This window comes from Streptomyces sp. NPDC045956 (assembly GCF_056430705.1).
Window position 1 is genome coordinate 362,913 of record NZ_JBWKKZ010000004.1, and the last position, 16,867, is coordinate 379,779.

General features: G+C 74.5%; 17 protein-coding genes. 7 read left to right on the forward strand and 10 right to left on the reverse strand.

The window, feature by feature from the left end:
- Nucleotides 1–144 precede the first annotated feature (144 nt).
- A complete protein-coding gene (locus tag AC07FV_RS13825; RefSeq protein ID WP_479087121.1) occupies nucleotides 145–555 on the reverse strand; it encodes a nuclear transport factor 2 family protein in 411 nt (136 codons plus the stop codon).
- A gap of 92 nt (nucleotides 556–647) precedes the next feature.
- Here AC07FV_RS13825 and AC07FV_RS13830 point away from each other — a divergent pair, with 92 nt between their 5' ends.
- Nucleotides 648–1,235, forward strand: coding sequence for a PadR family transcriptional regulator (locus AC07FV_RS13830; protein WP_479087122.1), 588 nt, complete (start codon nucleotides 648–650; stop codon nucleotides 1,233–1,235).
- A gap of 4 nt (nucleotides 1,236–1,239) precedes the next feature.
- A complete protein-coding gene (locus AC07FV_RS13835; RefSeq protein ID WP_479087124.1) occupies nucleotides 1,240–1,965 on the forward strand; it encodes a class I SAM-dependent methyltransferase in 726 nt (241 codons plus the stop codon).
- 16 nt (nucleotides 1,966–1,981) lie between these two features.
- Here AC07FV_RS13835 and AC07FV_RS13840 read toward each other — a convergent pair whose 3' ends face one another.
- From AC07FV_RS13840 to AC07FV_RS13865, 6 genes are all read right to left on the reverse strand, one after another.
- The gene (locus tag AC07FV_RS13840) at nucleotides 1,982–2,725 is read right to left on the reverse strand and encodes a GntR family transcriptional regulator (protein WP_479087126.1); all 744 of its coding nucleotides are present in this window, start codon (nucleotides 2,723–2,725) and stop codon (nucleotides 1,982–1,984) included.
- Nucleotides 2,726–3,069: 344 nt separating this feature from the next.
- Nucleotides 3,070–4,038: an acetylxylan esterase gene (locus AC07FV_RS13845; RefSeq protein ID WP_479087128.1), complete on the reverse strand. Its 969-nt coding sequence runs from the start codon at nucleotides 4,036–4,038 to the stop codon at nucleotides 3,070–3,072.
- Nucleotides 4,039–4,266: 228 nt separating this feature from the next.
- A complete protein-coding gene (locus AC07FV_RS13850; protein ID WP_479087368.1) occupies nucleotides 4,267–4,851 on the reverse strand; it encodes an Rv1733c family protein in 585 nt (194 codons plus the stop codon).
- A gap of 296 nt (nucleotides 4,852–5,147) precedes the next feature.
- Nucleotides 5,148–5,867 carry a ferredoxin reductase gene (locus tag AC07FV_RS13855; protein ID WP_479087369.1) on the reverse strand — a complete coding sequence of 240 codons (720 nt, stop codon included), beginning with the start codon at nucleotides 5,865–5,867 and terminating at the stop codon, nucleotides 5,148–5,150.
- Between the two features lie 49 nt (nucleotides 5,868–5,916).
- Nucleotides 5,917–6,522: a sulfite oxidase-like oxidoreductase gene (locus AC07FV_RS13860; RefSeq protein WP_479087129.1), complete on the reverse strand. Its 606-nt coding sequence runs from the start codon at nucleotides 6,520–6,522 to the stop codon at nucleotides 5,917–5,919.
- 107 nt (nucleotides 6,523–6,629) lie between these two features.
- A complete protein-coding gene (locus AC07FV_RS13865; protein WP_479087130.1) occupies nucleotides 6,630–7,118 on the reverse strand; it encodes a MarR family winged helix-turn-helix transcriptional regulator in 489 nt (162 codons plus the stop codon).
- Nucleotides 7,119–7,435: 317 nt separating this feature from the next.
- Here AC07FV_RS13865 and AC07FV_RS13870 point away from each other — a divergent pair, with 317 nt between their 5' ends.
- A complete protein-coding gene (locus AC07FV_RS13870) occupies nucleotides 7,436–8,299 on the forward strand; it encodes a putative protein N(5)-glutamine methyltransferase (protein WP_479087132.1) in 864 nt (287 codons plus the stop codon).
- A 46-nt stretch (nucleotides 8,300–8,345) separates the two neighbouring features.
- On the opposite strand, the gene AC07FV_RS13875 is transcribed toward AC07FV_RS13870, so the two are convergent.
- Nucleotides 8,346–10,424 carry a SpoIIE family protein phosphatase gene (locus AC07FV_RS13875; RefSeq protein WP_479087133.1) on the reverse strand — a complete coding sequence of 693 codons (2,079 nt, stop codon included), beginning with the start codon at nucleotides 10,422–10,424 and terminating at the stop codon, nucleotides 8,346–8,348.
- 256 nt (nucleotides 10,425–10,680) lie between these two features.
- On the opposite strand from AC07FV_RS13875, the gene AC07FV_RS13880 reads away from it, so the two are divergent.
- The 4 genes from AC07FV_RS13880 to AC07FV_RS13895 all read left to right on the forward strand — a co-directional run bounded on the left by AC07FV_RS13880 (nucleotide 10,681) and on the right by AC07FV_RS13895 (nucleotide 14,783).
- On the forward strand, nucleotides 10,681–11,601 hold the full coding sequence (locus AC07FV_RS13880; RefSeq protein ID WP_479087134.1) for a hypothetical protein: 921 nt from the start codon (nucleotides 10,681–10,683) through the stop codon (nucleotides 11,599–11,601).
- 83 nt (nucleotides 11,602–11,684) lie between these two features.
- A complete protein-coding gene (locus AC07FV_RS13885; protein ID WP_458417076.1) occupies nucleotides 11,685–12,053 on the forward strand; it encodes a hypothetical protein in 369 nt (122 codons plus the stop codon).
- 122 nt (nucleotides 12,054–12,175) lie between these two features.
- The gene (locus tag AC07FV_RS13890; protein ID WP_479087136.1) at nucleotides 12,176–14,191 is read left to right on the forward strand and encodes an FAD-dependent oxidoreductase; all 2,016 of its coding nucleotides are present in this window, start codon (nucleotides 12,176–12,178) and stop codon (nucleotides 14,189–14,191) included.
- Between the two features lie 40 nt (nucleotides 14,192–14,231).
- Nucleotides 14,232–14,783 (forward strand): PadR family transcriptional regulator, encoded by a 552-nt coding sequence (locus AC07FV_RS13895; protein WP_479087138.1) that lies wholly within the window; start codon nucleotides 14,232–14,234, stop codon nucleotides 14,781–14,783.
- A gap of 24 nt (nucleotides 14,784–14,807) precedes the next feature.
- On the opposite strand, the gene AC07FV_RS13900 is transcribed toward AC07FV_RS13895, so the two are convergent.
- Nucleotides 14,808–15,356, reverse strand: coding sequence for a hypothetical protein (locus AC07FV_RS13900; protein WP_479087139.1), 549 nt, complete (start codon nucleotides 15,354–15,356; stop codon nucleotides 14,808–14,810).
- A gap of 164 nt (nucleotides 15,357–15,520) precedes the next feature.
- Nucleotides 15,521–16,519 (reverse strand): fibronectin type III domain-containing protein, encoded by a 999-nt coding sequence (locus AC07FV_RS13905; protein WP_479087141.1) that lies wholly within the window; start codon nucleotides 16,517–16,519, stop codon nucleotides 15,521–15,523.
- Between the last annotated feature and the right edge of the window lie 348 nt (nucleotides 16,520–16,867).

The following is a 16,867-nucleotide window of genomic DNA, read 5'->3' on the forward strand; positions in this document are numbered from 1 at the left end:
AGGGACAACAGGGAAAAGAAGAGAAAGGAGGAAGAAAAACCCCACGGCGTATTGTCACCCTTGTTCCCCCCCCCCCCCCCCCCCCCCCCCCCCCGGCGCCGCCTGTGTGCCGCCCGACGGGTCTTCCGCACGAACCTCGCGCGCTCAGGCGCCCGAACGGGCGGCGGCCTCCTGCGCCTCCCGGGCGATCCGCTCGAACTGCGCCGCCATCGCCGCCTGCAGCGCCTGCGCGCCCGAGAGCGGGCGCACCATCACCGTGAACTCGTCGATCCGGCCGGCCTCGTCGAGATGCAGGAAGTCGCAGCCGCTGATCTCCCGCTCACCCACACGGGCCGTGAAGAGCAGCGCGTGGTCGCGGCCGTCCGCCGCGCCGATGACGCGCTCGTAGCGGAAGTCCTCGAACACACGGGCTGCCCCGCGCAGGATCGCCGCCGTGAGTGCCTTGCCCCGGTAGGGCTTGAACACGACGGGGCTGGTGAAGACCACGTCCTCGGCCAGCAGCGTTTCGAGGGCGTCGAGGTCGTGCGTCTCGACCGCCGTGCGGAATGCCTGCATCGCAGCTCCCCGGATGTGAGTACTTGGCTGTGAGTACTAAATTATTTGAGTAGGTGCCGAGTAGGGTATTCATTTCTTGCTAGCGTGTCGACATGTCTCTCAAGTACGCCGTCCTGGCGGCCCTGCTGGAGGGCGAGGCCTCGGGCTACGAGCTGTCCAAGGTGTTCGACGTCTCGCTCGCCAACTTCTGGCCCGCCACGCCTCAGCAGCTCTACCGGGAGTTGGAGCGCCTCGCGGGCGACGGACTCATCGAGGCCCGGACGGTGCCGCAGGAACGGCGGCCCACCAAGCGGCTCTTCCGGCTCACCACGGCCGGCCGGGAACGGCTGAGCGCCTTCGCCGCCGAACCGACCCGACGCCCCACGGCCGTTCGCGACGAGTTCCTGATCAAGATGCAGGCCATGGACGGCGTCGACCCCGCGGAGGTCCGCGCGCTGGTGGAGGAGCGCAGGGCCTGGGCCCTGGGCAAGCTCGCCCGCTACGAGCGGGTCCGTGAGCGACTGCTGGACGGCCGTACCGAGGAGCGGCACCTGCGGGAGTCCGACCGTGTCGGCCCCTATCTCACACTGCTCGCCGGCATCACCTTCGAGCAGGAGAACGCCCGTTGGTGCGAGCGCGTGCTCACTGTCCTGCGGGAGCGGCGCGCGCCCGCGGGACCCGCCGGGCAGGCCCTAGGCTGACCGGATGTTCAGCCCCGAAGGTCCCACCCTGCGCGAACTCGCCGTCCAGGCACTGTCGTCGGTCGAGCACGGCTACGACCTGCTCGCCCCGAAGTTCGACCACACCCCGTACCGGACGCCGGACCGGGTGCTCGACGCCGTGGCCGCGGCGCTGGCACCGGTGGGCCCCTTCGGTGCCGGCCTCGACCTGTGCTGCGGCACCGGTGCGGGTATGGAGATGCTGGCCCGGGTGTGCCACGGGAGCGTCACCGGGGTCGACTTCAGCGCGGGCATGCTGGACGTCGCCCGCAAGCGCGCCGTGCCCGCGGGGCCGGCGGTCTCCTTCGTGCGCGCGGACGCCCGCGCCCTGCCGTTCGGCCCCGCCTTCGACCTGGTGGTCAGCTTCGGGGCGTTCGGGCACTTCCTGCCCGGCGAACTGCCGGGCCTGTTCTCCCAGGTGCGCTCCGTACTGCGGCCGGGCGGCTGCTTCGCCTTCCCCGTCGCCGCACCGCCCCTGCCCGGCTCGCGCGCGTACTGGACCCTGCTCGGCTTCGACACCGCGATGCGGGTGCGCAACGCGCTGTGGCGGCCGCCGTTCGTCATGTACTACCGGACGTTCCGGCTCGCCGACGTGGGCCGGGAGCTGGCCCGCGCGGGTTTCCGGGCGGAGTTGCACGCCCTGCCCGAGTTCGGGCGCCGGCCCGACGGCGCCCCGCGTGCCCGGCTGGTGGTGGCCCGGCGGTTGTCGTGACGGTGAGCGGTGGCGCTCAGCCGGCCGCCGGCAGCGTGAACTCGTAGACCAACGCTTCCTGACGGGCGTCCACGAGGAGGTCCGTGATCTCCAGGGGGCGCGCGTACTGGTCGTGCACCCGCCGGACCACCCGGACCGACGAGGACTCCGTGAGCGGGGTGATGGTGTCCCGGTGGTGCAGGGTCAGACCGGCCCTGCGCATCCAGTCGTAGGCGCGCCGCAGTTGCGCGGAGGCGGAGCCGTCGGCGCGGTCGCGGTACCGGGCGAGTTCCTCGACCTCGGCGAGCGCCACGGCGGAGAACGAGGTCACGGCCATGCGCCGGCCGCCGCCGTCGGCGGTCGCGGACGTGTAGCGGTGGACCAGGGTCGGCCGGCCCGGCGCCAGCCCCAGGGCCGCGGCGTGCTCCCGAGGCGGTGCCTCCCAGGTGACGGTGGCCCGGTCGCCGGGGCACGGTTCCGCGGCCCGGGCGCCGACCGGGAAGGTGAGGGCCGCCGGGCTCCGGGTGGGCCGGGCCGGCAGTGCGGCGTGGCTGCCCCGCCGGTCGGTGGCGAGCAGCCCGTCCCGGCGCAGCACCTCCAGGGCCTGCCGGACGGTCTCCCGGCTGACTCCGAAGTGCTCGGCCAGTCGGCGTTCGCCGGGCAGTCGTTCGCCCGGTGGGACGGTCCCGTCGCGCAACTCGCCCAGCAGCCGGGCGGCGACCCGGAGGTACAGGGGCTGGGGGCCGGTCAGGGAGTGGTCGTGCGGGGTGGTGCGGGCCATGCCGCGCCCTCCTGTTGGTGACGTGCGGTAGCCGTGCGGGCTCGGTGCGCCACCAGAAGTACCATTGGTCTAAACCAGCTGGGAAGTGTGATCCGCCGGTTCGGCCGAAACCTCACCCGGGCGTCGACCGGCCGTCACCTCGGCACAAGCCCCGGTACAGGCCCTCGCCGGTGCCGCCGCGCGCGGGCCGTCGGCGATGTGCGGCCCCGGGCGGTTCGTCCCGCGGCCCGGCGGGCCCCGCGTCGGAACCGGCCGTGCCCCGTGCGCCGCCGCGACCGTCGTGTCCGAAAGCGTCCGCAAGCGCGCGGACCCCGGCCCGGGACCGGACCCCGCGCCCAGCCTGCTCAGACGTACGAGCGCAGCCAGCGCAGCTTCGCGGCCTCCTGGAAGGGGCCGCCGCCCTCGTGGTCGTTGAAGTCGTACACCTCGATCGCCTTGTCCTCGTGCGCCCAGGCGTTGAACGCCGCGAACACCGTCGACGGCGGGCAGGTCTGGTCCTCCAGGGCCGCCGAGAACAGGGCGGGGGCCCGGCCGCGCGCCGCGAAGTGCACACCGTCGAAGTACGACAGCGTGCGCAGCGCGTCCTCGGTGCGGCCCCGGTGCGTCTTGAGGTACAGGCCGATCTCCCGGTAGGGGTGCCGGTCGGTGAGCCGGGTGGCGCGCGGGAAGTCGCACAGGAACGGCACGTCCGGCGCGACGGCCGTCAGGTCCGGCACGAGCCCGCCGACGGCGATCGCGATGCCGCCGCCCTGACTCCCGCCGAGCGCCACCGTGCGCGCCGGATCGGTCAGCGGGTGCGAGCGGGCCGCCTCGACCGCCCGCACGGCGTCGGTGAAGACGCGGCGGTAGTAGTAGTGCTCGGGAGCGTCCAGGCCGCGGGTCATGAAGCCCGGGTAGGCGGGCGTGCCGCCGACCGGGTCCGCGGTGCCGCCACCGCCGCCCCAGGCGCTGCCCTGGCCGCGGGTGTCCATCACGAAGTGGGCCCGGCCGGTGGACGCCCACAGCAGGTGCTCGTGCGGCAGCCCGCGCCCGCCGCCGTACCCGACGAACTCCACGATCAGCGGGAGCGGTTCGGTGGCGGCGGCCGGCAGGATCAGCCAGCCCTTCACCGGGTGGCCGCCGAACCCGGCGAACGTCACGTCGTGCACCCGCACCGTCGTCAGCCCCGTGTCCAACGGCTCGAAGCGGGCGTCCAGGTCGTGCTCGCGGGCTTCTTCCAGCGTCCTGCCCCAGAACGCGTCGAAGTCCTCGGGCTCGGCCGACTCGCTTCGACAGTGGCGGAGTTCGTCGAGCGGGAGGTCGAACAGGGCCATCGAGAACCGCCTTTGCGGGGAGTCGGTGCCGGACCGTACGGATGATCACACCGTACGGGAGTGATCGGAGGTCTCGCCAGATCCGATCACCGGCGAGGGTGTCGAAAACCGCGCCGTTCGGCCCGCCGAACGCCAGGTCAGGGTGGTGTGACGGGCCCGGTGAGGGGGCGGGTGCGTCGGCGGTCCGCGCGGGAGCCTCGCCGAGGTGGTCGGGTCACCGGCGCCGGGTCAGGCCCGGCGGTGTGTCCACCGGGGCTCGGTGAGGGCCCAGTCGCGCTCCCACTCGGCCATCCGGTGCCGGAGGGCCACCCTTCGTACGGCACAGTGCGCGAGGAGCACCGTGAGCGCCGCGCCGAGCGTCGTGCACGCGCCGATGGCGATGCTGTGCTGCCACACCGCGGCGTCGCCCACCGGCGGGGGCACGCTCCGGCCGCGGGAGTCCAGCCACACGTCGACCTTGTCACCGTGCCGGGTGCCCGCCGGGACCCGTGCCGTGGTGTTGCGTTCGCCGCTGTCCGGCGTGCTCCAGCGGACGGCCGCGCGGTACGAGTGGTCCCCGCCGACCTGGACCGACGGCAGCGCGTCGGGGGGCGAACCGACCACCGTGGCGCGCACGCGCTGCCGTTCCGCCCGCTGGTCCGTCGCGGTCGCCCGGGCCTCGCCGTGGCTCCACCAGGCGGTGGCGGCGCCGAGCAGCGGCGCCCCCAGGAGGAGCAGCACGGCGACGGCCAGCACGGTCCACGCCTCGACGATGTCCGACCGGCGGTGCAGCGGATTGCGCCGCAGGCGGCGGCCCCGGATCCGGGTTCGCATCATGACCTCCTCGGGGATCATCACGGGCGGAGGACCGGAGAACCCGGGGGAGGCGGCCGGGCGGACGGCCGCGAGGGCCGGGGCCGCCGCGTCTCCGTGTCCAGGTGTCTCCGGGTCGCGCCGCGCGTACGAGTGCCCGCACAGGTCTGGTACCCCGTCCGACGGCTCCCGCTCACACGTCGCCGACCCCGAAGGCCCGGAAGGCCGGCGATCCGTGCCGCGGGGCGGGTGCCCGGCGGGAGCGCCACCGGGGCCCCTGCCCGAGCGCAGGCCGCGCGGCGCGCTCGGGCGGCCGGTCAGCCGAAGCGTTCGATCCTGATCCGGTCCACCGGCTGGCCGGCCGCCACCAGCAGCCGCGAGGCGTGTTCCGCGAAGGAGTTGGAGCCGCACACGTACGCCTCCCAGCCCTCGGCGGGCGGCCTGGACAGGAGCGGTGCCAGGTGCGCGGCGGCCATCCGGCCCACGGGCGTCCCGGCGGGCGCGCCGCGGGTGAACACGGGCGTCGTCTCCGCGCCGTACTCGTCGGCGTAGATCAGGTCCCCGGGAGTGCGCGCGGACACCAGCAGCCGCAGCGGGACCGTCAGGCCCCGCGCCCGGTGGTGCCGCACCATCGACATCAGCGGGACCACGCCGGAGCCCGCGCCCAGCAGCAGGGCGGGCCGGTCGCCCGGCCAGGCGAAGAAGCCGCTCAGCGGACCGCGCACCTCGATCCGGTCGCCGGGCCGGGCGACCGTGTGGAACCAGCCGGACACCTCGCCCTCCTCGACGTGGTCGAGGGTCAGCTCGATGTGGCCCGAGTCGTCGGGCGCGGACGCCAGCGAGTAGTGGCGCTGGGCCGTGTACCCGTCCTCGGCGGTCAGCCGCAGCATCAGGTGCTGGCCGGGCACATGGCCCGCCCAGCCGGGCACCGCGAACCGGAAGGTGGACACGCGCGGCGTCTCGCGGCGGATCTCGGTGAGGGTGGCCGTCTGCCACGCCCCGGCCACCTGACCGTCCACCTCGATGCGCCCGGGCACCGCGAAGCGCGTCGGGGGAGTGAAGCCTCCAGGGGTGCGGGTCGCCGTCTCAGTCACCGGAGTACCTCTGCTCCTCCCACGGGTTGCCCCGCGCGTGGTAGCCGTTGCGCTCCCAGAAGCCCGGCTCGTCGCGGTCGAGGAGTTCCAGGCCCGCGACCCACTTCACGCTCTTCCAGAAGTACAGGTGCGGCACCACCAGGCGTGCCGGACCGCCGTGCTCCGGGGCCAGCGGCCGCCCGTCGTACTCCCACACGATCCAGGCCCGGCCGCCGGTCAGGTCCGCGAGGGGCAGGTTCGCCGAGTAGCCGGTGTGCGCGTAGGCGACCGCGTGGGTGGCGGACGGCAGCGGGCCCGCCTCCTCCAGGAAGGTGTCCAGGGACACACCCCCGAAGCGCACCCCGAACTTCGACCAGCCGGTCACGCAGTGGATGTCGCCCGCGTACGCCGACGCCGGCAGCCGGTGGGCCCCCGCCCAGTCCCACGTGCGGGGCTCGGCGACCAGTCCGCCCACGCGGAAGGTCCAGTCGGCGGGCGAGAGGTCGGGCGTGACCTCGGCGGACAGCACGGGCCAGTCGTCGCGGGCGTCGTACTGGCCGGGCGGCAGCTGCGGTCCGGCGGCGCGCGGGCGTCCGGTGAAGCCTCGGGTGGTGTGCATGCGGTGGGGCCTTTCGGGCCGCCGCGAGCGGTGCCCGCGGCCGGCGTGATCAGTGCGTACCCCCACCGTACGTGCCGCCGCACGCCGGCCGGGACCGGCCCGGTGGCTCAGGCGCCGTCCTGCCGTGGCCCCGGCCACGCGTTGTACCGCTCCAGATACGCGGCGAAGCGGACCAGATCCTCCTCCGGCCAGTCCGCGAGCCGTCCCCGGAAAGCGGTCCGGCGGCTCTCGGTGACCTGGGCCAGGATGCGCCGTCCGGCCTCGGTCAGGTGCACGACCTGCACGCGGTGGTCGACCGGATCGCCCCGCCGCTCGACGAGCCCGGCGCGTTCCAGGGCGGAGACCTGACGGCTCACGGTGGACTTGTCCAGTGCGTAGTGGGCGGCCAGGTCGGTGGCCCGGCAGCCGTCCCGCTCCTCCAGGTGGCCCAGCAGGGTGTAGGAGACCAGGGACAGCTCCGGGTGCATGCGGCCGGCCGAGGCGCGGGCGCGGCGGGCGAAGGCCGTCATCTCCCGCTGGATGGTCTCCACGGCCGCGTCCGCGGGGCTGCCGCCGGTGGGGGCGGTCCTCTCGTCGGGCAGGTCGGCTGCCGGCACGGGTCCTCCTCGTCGCTGGTCGCGGAGTGCGATTCGGGAAATGGTTGCATAAGTCAACCACGTGCGTCCCGGCGGTGACGGACCGGGCCGTGACCCCCGGCACCGGACGCCCCGGCCACCGGCCGGCCCCCCTGTGGCACCGGCGGCGCTGGGGTAGGGTGACCGACGGCCGCGGACCGCCCCGGCCACCGGACGCCTGGGAGGTGGGACCCATTACCGCTGTGTCGGCCCGGGTGCTCTTCCCCCACGACGGCGCGGTCACCGGCAACGGGTGACCGTGGGAGCGCCCTTCGGTTCTCGAAAGGCTCTCGCCCTCCATGTCTCCCTCGTCCCCCGCTTCTCCCTCTTCCTCGCCCTCTTCCTCCGCGGTTCCCTTCTCCTCGCCCTCTTCCTCCGGGGTTCCCCTCTCCGCGCCCTCGCGGGACCGGGTCGTGTCCGTACTGCGCGCCGCCGGCTGCGTCTTCGCCGAGGACGAGGCGGAGCTGATCACGGCGGCGGCCCGCACCGCCGGGGAACTGACGTCCCTGGTGGACCGCCGCGCCGGCGGGCTCCCGCTCGAACTCGTCCTCGGCTGGGCCGGGTTCCACGGCCTGCGCATCGCCGTCGCCCCCGGGGTCTTCGTCCCCCGGCGCCGCACCGAGTTCCTCGTGGCCGAGGCCCTCGCCCAGGTGCCGGACGCGGCCGTCGTCGTGGACCTGTGCTGCGGCTCCGGCGCCGTCGGCGCGGCCCTGGCCGCCGCGCTCGACCGGCCCGAGGTGCACGCCGCCGACGTCGACCCGGCCGCCGCGCGCTGCGCCCTCGGCAACCTCGCCGACGCCGGCGGCCGGGTGTACACCGGTGACCTCTTCGACGCGCTGCCCGACGCCCTGCGGGGCCGGGTGGACATCCTCGCGGCCAACGTGCCGTACGTCCCGACCGGCGAGGTCGCCCTGCTGCCGGCCGAGGCCCGCGACCACGAACCGCTGGTCGCCCTCGACGGTGGCGCCGACGGCCTCGACGTCCTGCGCAGGGTCGCCGCCGAGGCGCCCCGCTGGCTCGCGCCCGGCGGGTGCCTGCTGGTCGAGACGAGTGAACGCCAGGCGCCGGCGGCCGTCGAGGCCTTCGTCCGGGCCGGCCTCAGGACCCGACTGGCGGTCAGCGAGGAGCTGTACGCCCACGTGGTGACCGGCGTCGCAGGGTAGCGGCGCCGCCACGGCGTCGCACGGCGCGGACGGGGCCGCCGCGCCGCTACGCGGGATGCGTGGCCCGGGCGATCAGCAGGGCCACGTCGTCGGAGTTCTCCGGCTCGTGGAGGGTGCGCAGCAGCAGCTCGCAGACCTCCTCCAGGGGGCGGTCGGGGCCCTCCAGGAGGGCGAGGAGGGCGTCCAGCCGCTCGTCCAGCGGTTGCCGGCGCGTCTCCACGAGCCCGTCGGTGTAGAACACCAGCCGGTCGCCCGGCTCCAGGTCGACCGTCGTGGTGGCGAAGGGCACGCCGCCCACCCCGAGCGGCACCCCGGTCGGCAGGTCCAGCAGCTCCGGCGGACGGCCGGCGCGCAGGCGGACGGGCGGCAGGTGCCCGGCGTTGGCGATCCGGCACTCCCGACGGTGCGGGTCGTGGACGGCGTAGACGCAGGTCGCGATGGCCTGGTCCAGGCCGGCGGTGGTCCGGTCCAGGTGTTCGAGCAGGAACGCCGGGTCGAGGTCGAGGGCGGCCAGGGTGTTGGTCGCGGTGCGCAGGCGTCCCATGGAGGCCGCCGCCGCGATGCCGCTGCCCATCACGTCGCCCACCACGAGCGCGGTCTTGCAGCCCTCCAGCTCGATCACGTCGAACCAGTCGCCGCCGACCTCGCTGGTGGCCTCGGCCGGCTGGTAGCGGGAGGCGACCTCCAGGCCGCCCGTCACCGGCGGATGGCGCGGCAGCAGGCTGCGCTGGAGGGTGAGGGCCGCGTCGCGGGCGTTCTGGTACCAGCGCGCGTTGTCGATCTGCACCGCGGCGCGGGCGGCGAGTTCCCGGGCCAGCAGCAGGTCGTCCTCGTCGAACGACTGCGGGTTGCCGGTCCGCTTGAGATCCAGGGCGCCCAGCACCTCGCCCCGCGCGATCAGCGGTACGGCCAGGTAGGAGTGCACGCCCGCCCGGCGCAGCAGCTCGGCGGCCTCCGGCGAGCGGGCGATGCGCGGCAGGTCCTCGCCCGTCACCCGCGCCACCATCACCGGCCGGCCGGTGCGCACGCACTCGGTGACCAGGCGCTCCGGCCCGTACCGGGCGACGTGCCCGGGCGGGTCGGCCGCGCGCAGGGCCAGCGGGGCGCCGTGGGCCTCCACGGCCAGCGCGCGGATCACGGCGGGCTCGGCCGGACCCAGACTGCTGCGCCGGCCCTTCACCACGGCCTCCAGCAGGTCCACGGCCGCGATGTCGGCCAGGCCGGGCACGGCCACCTCGGCCAGTTCACGCGCGGTGCGGTCCAGCTCCAGCGTGGTGCCGATCCGGGCCGAGGCGTCCGCCACGGCGGCCAGTCGGTGACGCGCGGCCTCCGCCTCGACCCCCGCGCGGTACTGCTCCGTGACGTCCACGACGGAGACGGCCACGCCCAGCACGGCCCCGGCGGCGTCCTCCAGCCGGTACAGCGAGAACGACCAGGCGTGTTCCTCGTCCGGGTCGGCGGGTGTCCGGCCGGTCGCGGACAGGTCGACGACCGGGCGCCCGGTCTCCAGCACCCGGCGCGCCGTCGCCTCCAGCGGGCCCGCCTCCACCTGGGGCAGCACCTCGCGGACCGTCCGCCCGAGGTGGTCCTCGGCGGACAGGCCGTTCATCCGCTCCAGCGCGGGGTTGACCGACACGTACCGCAGTCCGGTGTCCAGGACGGCCAGACCGATCGGGGACTGCCGGATCACCCGGCTGGACAGGGCCACCTCGTGCTCCAGCTCGCGCACCGTCGACCGGTCGACCGCGAGCCCCAGCGCGTAGACGTCCCCCCGGTCGTCCAGGAGCCGCATGTTGCGGAACTCGACCAGTCGGGTGCCGCCGTCCTTGCGGCGGACGGGGAACGCCCCGGCCCAGCTCCGGCCGGTCTTCATGACGTCGGCGAACAGCTCCACGGCCAGGGCGAGGTGGCGTTCGTCCACCATGATGTGGGCCGCGTAGTGTCCCAGCGCCTCCGCGGCGGAGTATCCGAACAGCTCCTCGGCCTGCGGGCTCCACAGCACGATCCGGCCTTCGGTGTCCAGTACCACCGAAGCCACGTTCAGCACGTCGAGCAGCCCGCTCGGCCCCACGGGTCCGTGCGGCGACGCGTCGCCCTCGAACCCGGCAGACCCGGCTGCACTCATCCCAAGCCCCGCCTTCGCCGTTCGCCGCGGCACGCCCTTGTGCTGCCGACTCCTTCGTTCTACCGCGTTCCACCGCGTACAGGGCCGCTTCTGAGCGGCCTGAGTGGTGCCCTTCCAGCATCACCCGGCACGACGGCGACCGCCGCACGGAGCACGGCCGAGCTTGCTCTGTACATGACCACAGGGCCGCGCCAGACTGTGCGCCGGACGCACACCCTCGTGGCGCCCGACCACCCCCCCGCCGAGGAGCCCGCCCATGTCCCCGCACACCCGGCAGCGCCGTCGCTCCGCCCTCATCGGACTCGCCGTCCTGGCGCTCGGTACGGGCCTGGCCGGCCCGGCCGCCGCGGCCTCCCCGGTCGCCGGTACGCCGAGCGAGGTGACCGCGGCCTCCCCGGCGGCCGGTACCTGGACCGAGGTGGGCTACGACCGCGCCGACCCGCTGACCGAGAGCCAGGGCCTGGCGTCGGTCGAGGTCCCGGCCGGCAGCCCCAACCGCTACACCGGCATCGGCACCATCCCCCTGGGGCTCGGCATCCGCGGCTGGAACCACGTCGGCGACCCCGACGCCTCCTACGACGGCCACTACATCGAGCCGTACCAGCGCGACGACGGGAACACGAAGATGTTCCGCGTCCAGGCGCCGGACGGCCGCTGGTCGGAGTACGTGCACACGCTGAGCCCGGGTGAGGCCCGGAACAACTCCTGGTCCGCCGTCTCACCGGACGGCCGGTGGATGCTGGCCGGCGAGTGGGGCACCATGACCCGGCTGCTCGTCTTCCCGACGCCCGGCGTCAACCCGGCCACCTCGCCCTCGGCGAACCTCCCGCAGGTGGCCACCGTCCGCCTGGACCGCCCGGTGCGTGACGTCCAGGGCTGCGACTTCCTCGACGCGACCACCCTCCTGTGCTCCTCCGACGACCCGGAGGGCACCCTCTTCGGGATCACCAAGCCACTGCTGCGCGTCGACCTGTCCGCCGCGCCGAACGGCACCGCCGACGTCACCGGCCACGTCACGGCCCTGCGTCAGCTGCCCCTGCGCAGTGCCTGCGCGGGCGGCTTCGAGACGGAGGGCGTCGACTACGACCGCCGTACCGGCACCCTGCGCGTGATCGTCGTCTCGCCGGGGTTCTGCGTGCTGACGGACAGCAGGACCTACCGCTTCGCACAGGGCTGAGCCGCCCCTTCGCGCCGCACCCCGGGTGGTGCTTTTCTGGTGGTAGGGGTGAAGCGGGGTGGGCGATGAGAGGAGCGATCGCGATGGACGGTGAGCGACTGCACCCGGAGTCCGTCTCCGTGGAGCTGAGCGGGTGCAGCAAGGAGGACGCCCGGACCGTGTTCGACGCCCTGGGCGCGTGCTTCTCGTCCGACCGGCGCGCGGACGAGGTGCCCCGGGACTACCACGAGGTGCGGCCCACGGTGTGGCTGGGCACCTTCGACGTGGCCGACGCCCACGGCGGGTGCGACCCCGCCCGGCTCGCGGCCTCCGTCGAGGCGGACGTCCAGGGCGGCTACTGGGCGATCGAGCGCTTCCGCACCACGCTGGACTCCCTGTTCACGGTGCACGACCTGAGCGGGGCCTCCGGCGACCAGGAGCGGGAACTGCACGTCCGGCTGGAGAGCCACTGACCGGGGGCGCGGGTTCCGCGCCGACGGCCGGTGTGGTGTGCGCCGCCCCTTTGTGCAACTAGTTGCACAAAGGGGCGGCCGTCCTCTACAACAGAGGCACGACACCGCGCACGGAGGCCCCGATGAGCCCGTACCCCCACCTGCTGAGCCCCCTGGACCTGGGCTTCACCACGCTGCCCAACAGGGTCCTGATGGGTTCCATGCACGTAGGCCTGGAGGAGGCCGAGCACGGCTTCGAGCGCATGGCCGCCTTCTACGCCGCCCGCGCCCGCGGGGGAGTGGGCCTGATCGTCACCGGCGGCATCGCCCCCAACGACGAGGGCCGGCCCTACGAGGGCGGCGCCAAGCTCACCACCGACGCCGAGGCCGCGCAGCACCGAACCGTCACCGACGCCGTGCACCGCGAGGGCGGCCGGATCGCCCTCCAGATCCTGCACTTCGGCCGGTACGCCTACCACGCCGACCTGGTCGCGCCGAGCCCCCTCCAGGCGCCGATCAGCCCGCACGTGCCCCGGGAGCTGACCGACGCGGACGTCGAGCGCACCGTCGACGACTACGTCCGCACCGCCCGCCTCGCCCGCGAGGCCGGGTACGACGGCGTCGAGATCATGGGCTCCGAGGGCTACCTGATCAACGAGTTCATCGCCGCGCGGACCAACCACCGCACCGACCGCTGGGGCGGCTCGTACGAGAACCGCATGCGCTTCCCCGTCGAGATCGTGCGCCGGGTGCGCGAGGCGGTCGGTGAGGACTTCATCCTCGTCTACCGCCTGTCCATGCTCGACCTGGTGCCGGGCGGCTCCACGCTGGACGAGGTGATCACCCTCGCGAAGGCGGTCGAGGCCGCCGGAGCGACCCTCATCAACACCGGCATCGGCTGGCACGAGGCCCGCATCCCGACCATCGCCACGTCCGTGCCGCGCGGTGCCTACACCTGGGTGACCCAGCGCCTCATGGGCGAGGTGTCGGTGCCGCTGGTGACCACCAACCGCATCAACACCCCCGAGGTGGCCGAGCGACTGCTCGCTGAGGGCGCCGCCGACATGGTGTCGATGGCCCGTCCGATGCTCGCCGACCCCGACTTCGTCGCCAAGGCCGCCGCCGGCCGCCCCGAGGCGATCAACACCTGCATCGGCTGCAACCAGGCCTGCCTCGACCACACCTTCAGCGGCAGGATCACCTCGTGCCTGGTCAACCCGCGCGCCTGCCACGAGACCGAGCTGGTCCTCGCCCCGACCCGGCGCCGCAAGCGCGTCGCGGTCGTCGGCGCGGGCCCCGCCGGGCTGGCCTGCGCGGTCAGTGCCGCCGAACGCGGCCACGAGGTCACCCTGTTCGACGCCGCAGAGGAGATCGGCGGGCAGCTCAACGTGGCCCGCAAGGTCCCCGGCAAGCAGGAGTTCGACGAGACGCTGCGCTACTTCCGCACCCAGCTGGAGACGCACGGCGTCGACGTACGGCTGAACACCCGGGTCGGTGCCGGCGACCTCGCCGGCCACGACGAGGTCGTCGTCGCCACCGGCGTCACCCCGCGCACCCCGGACATCCCCGGCGTCGACCACCCGAGCGTCGTCGGCTACCTCGACGTGCTGCGCGACGGAGCGCACGTGGGCGACCGGGTCGCGATCCTCGGCGCCGGCGGCATCGGCTTCGACGTCGCCGAGTACCTCACCGACGGCGGCGACAAGGCGCACGAGGACCCCGGGACGTACTTCCGCCTCTGGGGCGTCGACATGGACTACCGCGCGCCCGGCGGTCTCGCCGCACCCGAGCGTCCCGCGCCGCCGCGCACCGTCCACCTGCTCCAGCGCAGGACCTCGAAGGTCGGCGCCGGGCTCGGCAAGACCACCGGCTGGATCCACCGCACCGAGCTGAAGCACCGCGGCGTCACCATGGTCCCGGGCGTCCGCTACGACCGGATCGACGACGCCGGGCTCCACGTCACCGTCGGCGGCGAGTCCACGGTGCTGGAGGTCGACACGGTGGTCCTGTGCACGGGCCAGGAACCGAACCGCGGCCTCTACGAGGAACTGGCCGCCGCCGGGATCGGCGCCCACCTCATCGGCGGTGCCGACGTGGCCGCCGAACTGGACGCCAAGCGCGCCATCAAGCAGGGCACCGAAGTGGCGGCGGCGCTCTAGGGGGCCTGGGGGAGGACCCGGCCGTCCCTAGGATGAGCCCATGTCACTCCCGCACGCGATCCTCACCGCCCTGGTCGAAAAGCCGTCGTCGGGGCTGGAGCTGACCCGCCGGTTCGACCGGTCGATCGGCTACTTCTGGTCGGCGACGCACCAGCAGATCTACCGCGAGCTGGGGAAGCTGGAGACGGACGGTCTGATCCGCGCGCTGCCCGGACAGCAGCCGGCGCGCGGCCAGAAGAAGTCCTACGAGGTGTTGCCCGAGGGCCGCGCCGAACTGGCCCGCTGGACGGCCGCCGCGCAGGACCCCAAACCCCTGCGCGACACGATGCTGCTGCGGCTGCGGGCCGCCGCCGTGGTCGGCACCACGGGGGTCGAGGCCGACCTGCGCCGTCACCTGGAGCTGCACGAACGGCAGTTGGCCGAGTACGAGGAGATCGAGGAGCGGGACTTCCCGCCGGGCAGGGACGGTGCCGAGGACCGGCTGCGCCACCTGGTGCTGCGCGCGGGCATCGACCTGGAGACGTTCTGGACCCGTTGGCTGAGGCACGCGCTGGCGGAGTTCGCCGAGCTGCCCGGCGAGGAGTCCGCCTGACCGCCGTACGGGTGCCGCCGCGGCTCAGAACCGGTACGGCTTCGCGCGGCGGCGCAGGAACCAGGTGGCGGCGATGACGCCGGCCCCGACCAGCGCGCCGCCCGCCACGAGGGTGGCCGTGCCGTAGTCCTCGACGGCACCGCCGATGCCGCCCATGACGCCGCGCGGCGACGCGGACGGCGAGGGGGAGGCCGGGCGGCTGGGGGAGGGGGTGGGCGCCGCGGAGACGATGACGGTCTGGCTGCCCGCGGTGCTGTTGTTGGAGCACAGGACGATGACGGTGTAGGTGCCCGGGCTGATCCCCGTCCACCCGGCGGACTGACCGGAACTCGTCCCGGACAGGGCCACCTGCCGCCCCTGGGCGAAGTCCCCCTGGCTGCCGGTGAGCAGCGAGGCGGTGCCCCAAGCGCCGTTGAGCTGGGCGCAGGCGGTGGTGGTGACGGACACCGTGGTCCCCGTGGTGCTCACGGAGATGCCCGGGCCGGCCGAGGCGGGCCCGGCGACCAGGGCTACGGGCAGCGCGGCGGCTGCCACGGTCAGGCCGGAGCGGAGGAATGGCGATGAGATGCGCATGTGGACTGCCCTCCGGCGGCACGGTCGACGGTACGTCCCTTGCGCCGCCGAAACGGAAACGCCCGTGCTGCCTCACGGGCAGCCAACAGCGCGGCGGCGGCCCCCGCATGCCGAGCGCGACCGCCCAGGTGACGCGCCCCCGCCCGGCGCCCGGCGGCGGGGCGTCAGCCGCTCTCCCCCGTGGTCACCTTCCGCTCCGCCGAGAGGCCTCCCCAGGTGCCGTCCGACAGCCTCGCCCGGACGCGCACCCGGTGCGTGACCCCGGCCTCGCGTCCGGCGTAGAAGCTGTACTCGGCCCGGTCGCGCGGCGCGTCGCCGCCGAACACGAGGGAGGTGGCCGGGCGGCCGTCCAGGTGGATCTGGTACTCGGTGACCACGCCGTCCGTGCGCGGCGGCACCCAGGTCAGATCGATGTGATAACCCCCGTCGGCGTGACGGGAGACGGCCCGCAGCGCGGTGGGCGCGGTGGCCCGTCCGTCGTCGGCGCCCGGGGTGGTGAGCCGGACGGCGTCGCCGGCGGCGGAGACGTTGTCGGCGGCGTCCCGCGCCCGGACCGTGAAGGCGTAGCGGGTCCCCGGCCGCAGCCCCGTGACCACGGCCGCCGTCTGACCGCCCCCGACGCTGTGGACCTTGGTGCCGCCCTGGTGGACGTCGTACGAGACCACACCGCGGTCGTCGGTGGCCGCGGACCAGCTGAGCTGGACCGCACGGCTGCCCACCACCCGGCCCCGGACCCCGCCGGGGCGGGTCGGGGCGGAGTCGTCGGCCACGGTGGCGGGGGTGGTGGCCCGCACCTCCTGGCTGCGCGGCCCGAGCCGTCCGTCGGCTCGTGCCCGGACGGTGAAGGCGTAGGCCGTCGAGGGGCGCAACCGGGTGACGTCCACCATGCGCTCGGACGCCGGCACCTCCTTCACCAGCGTGCCGCCCCGGTACACCTCGTAGGCCTCGACGTCGTCGACCGCGTTCCACATCACGTGCACGGTCGTCGCGCTGCCCGCCTCGGCGGTGACGCCCGTCGGCGCGCCGGGCAGGGCGCCGCCCTCGTCGCCGTCACCGCCCGTGCCCCAGGCGCAGGACGTGAGAAGGGCGAGCGTCCCGCCGAGCAGGGCGCAACGACGCAGCAGGGAGGCGGCGGGAACGGTGGGAACGGGAACCTCTCGCACGGCTCGGCCTCCAGGGCGGTTCCTGCTCGACGACGGCCCGGGGTCCGGGACGGCCTCGACATGACGGCAATGGTCCGGACCAATATGACGGGGTGACGCGATCACATCAAGAGGGTGGGTGGCGGTGGCCACCCGGGAGGGTTACGTATGCTGAAGCCCTCACGGCCGAAGTCCCGCTCCCGTACGGGACGTTCGGGCCTCGGTGCGGGCCGCTGTCGTCGCTGGTCCCGCGCCGGCGGGGGGGGGGGGGGGGGGGGGGGGGGGGGGGGGGGGGGGGCACCCCCCCACCTTGTCACCCCCCCCCCCTGGGGACCCTCCCCCCCTGCGGCCTCCCCCCCCCTCCTCCTT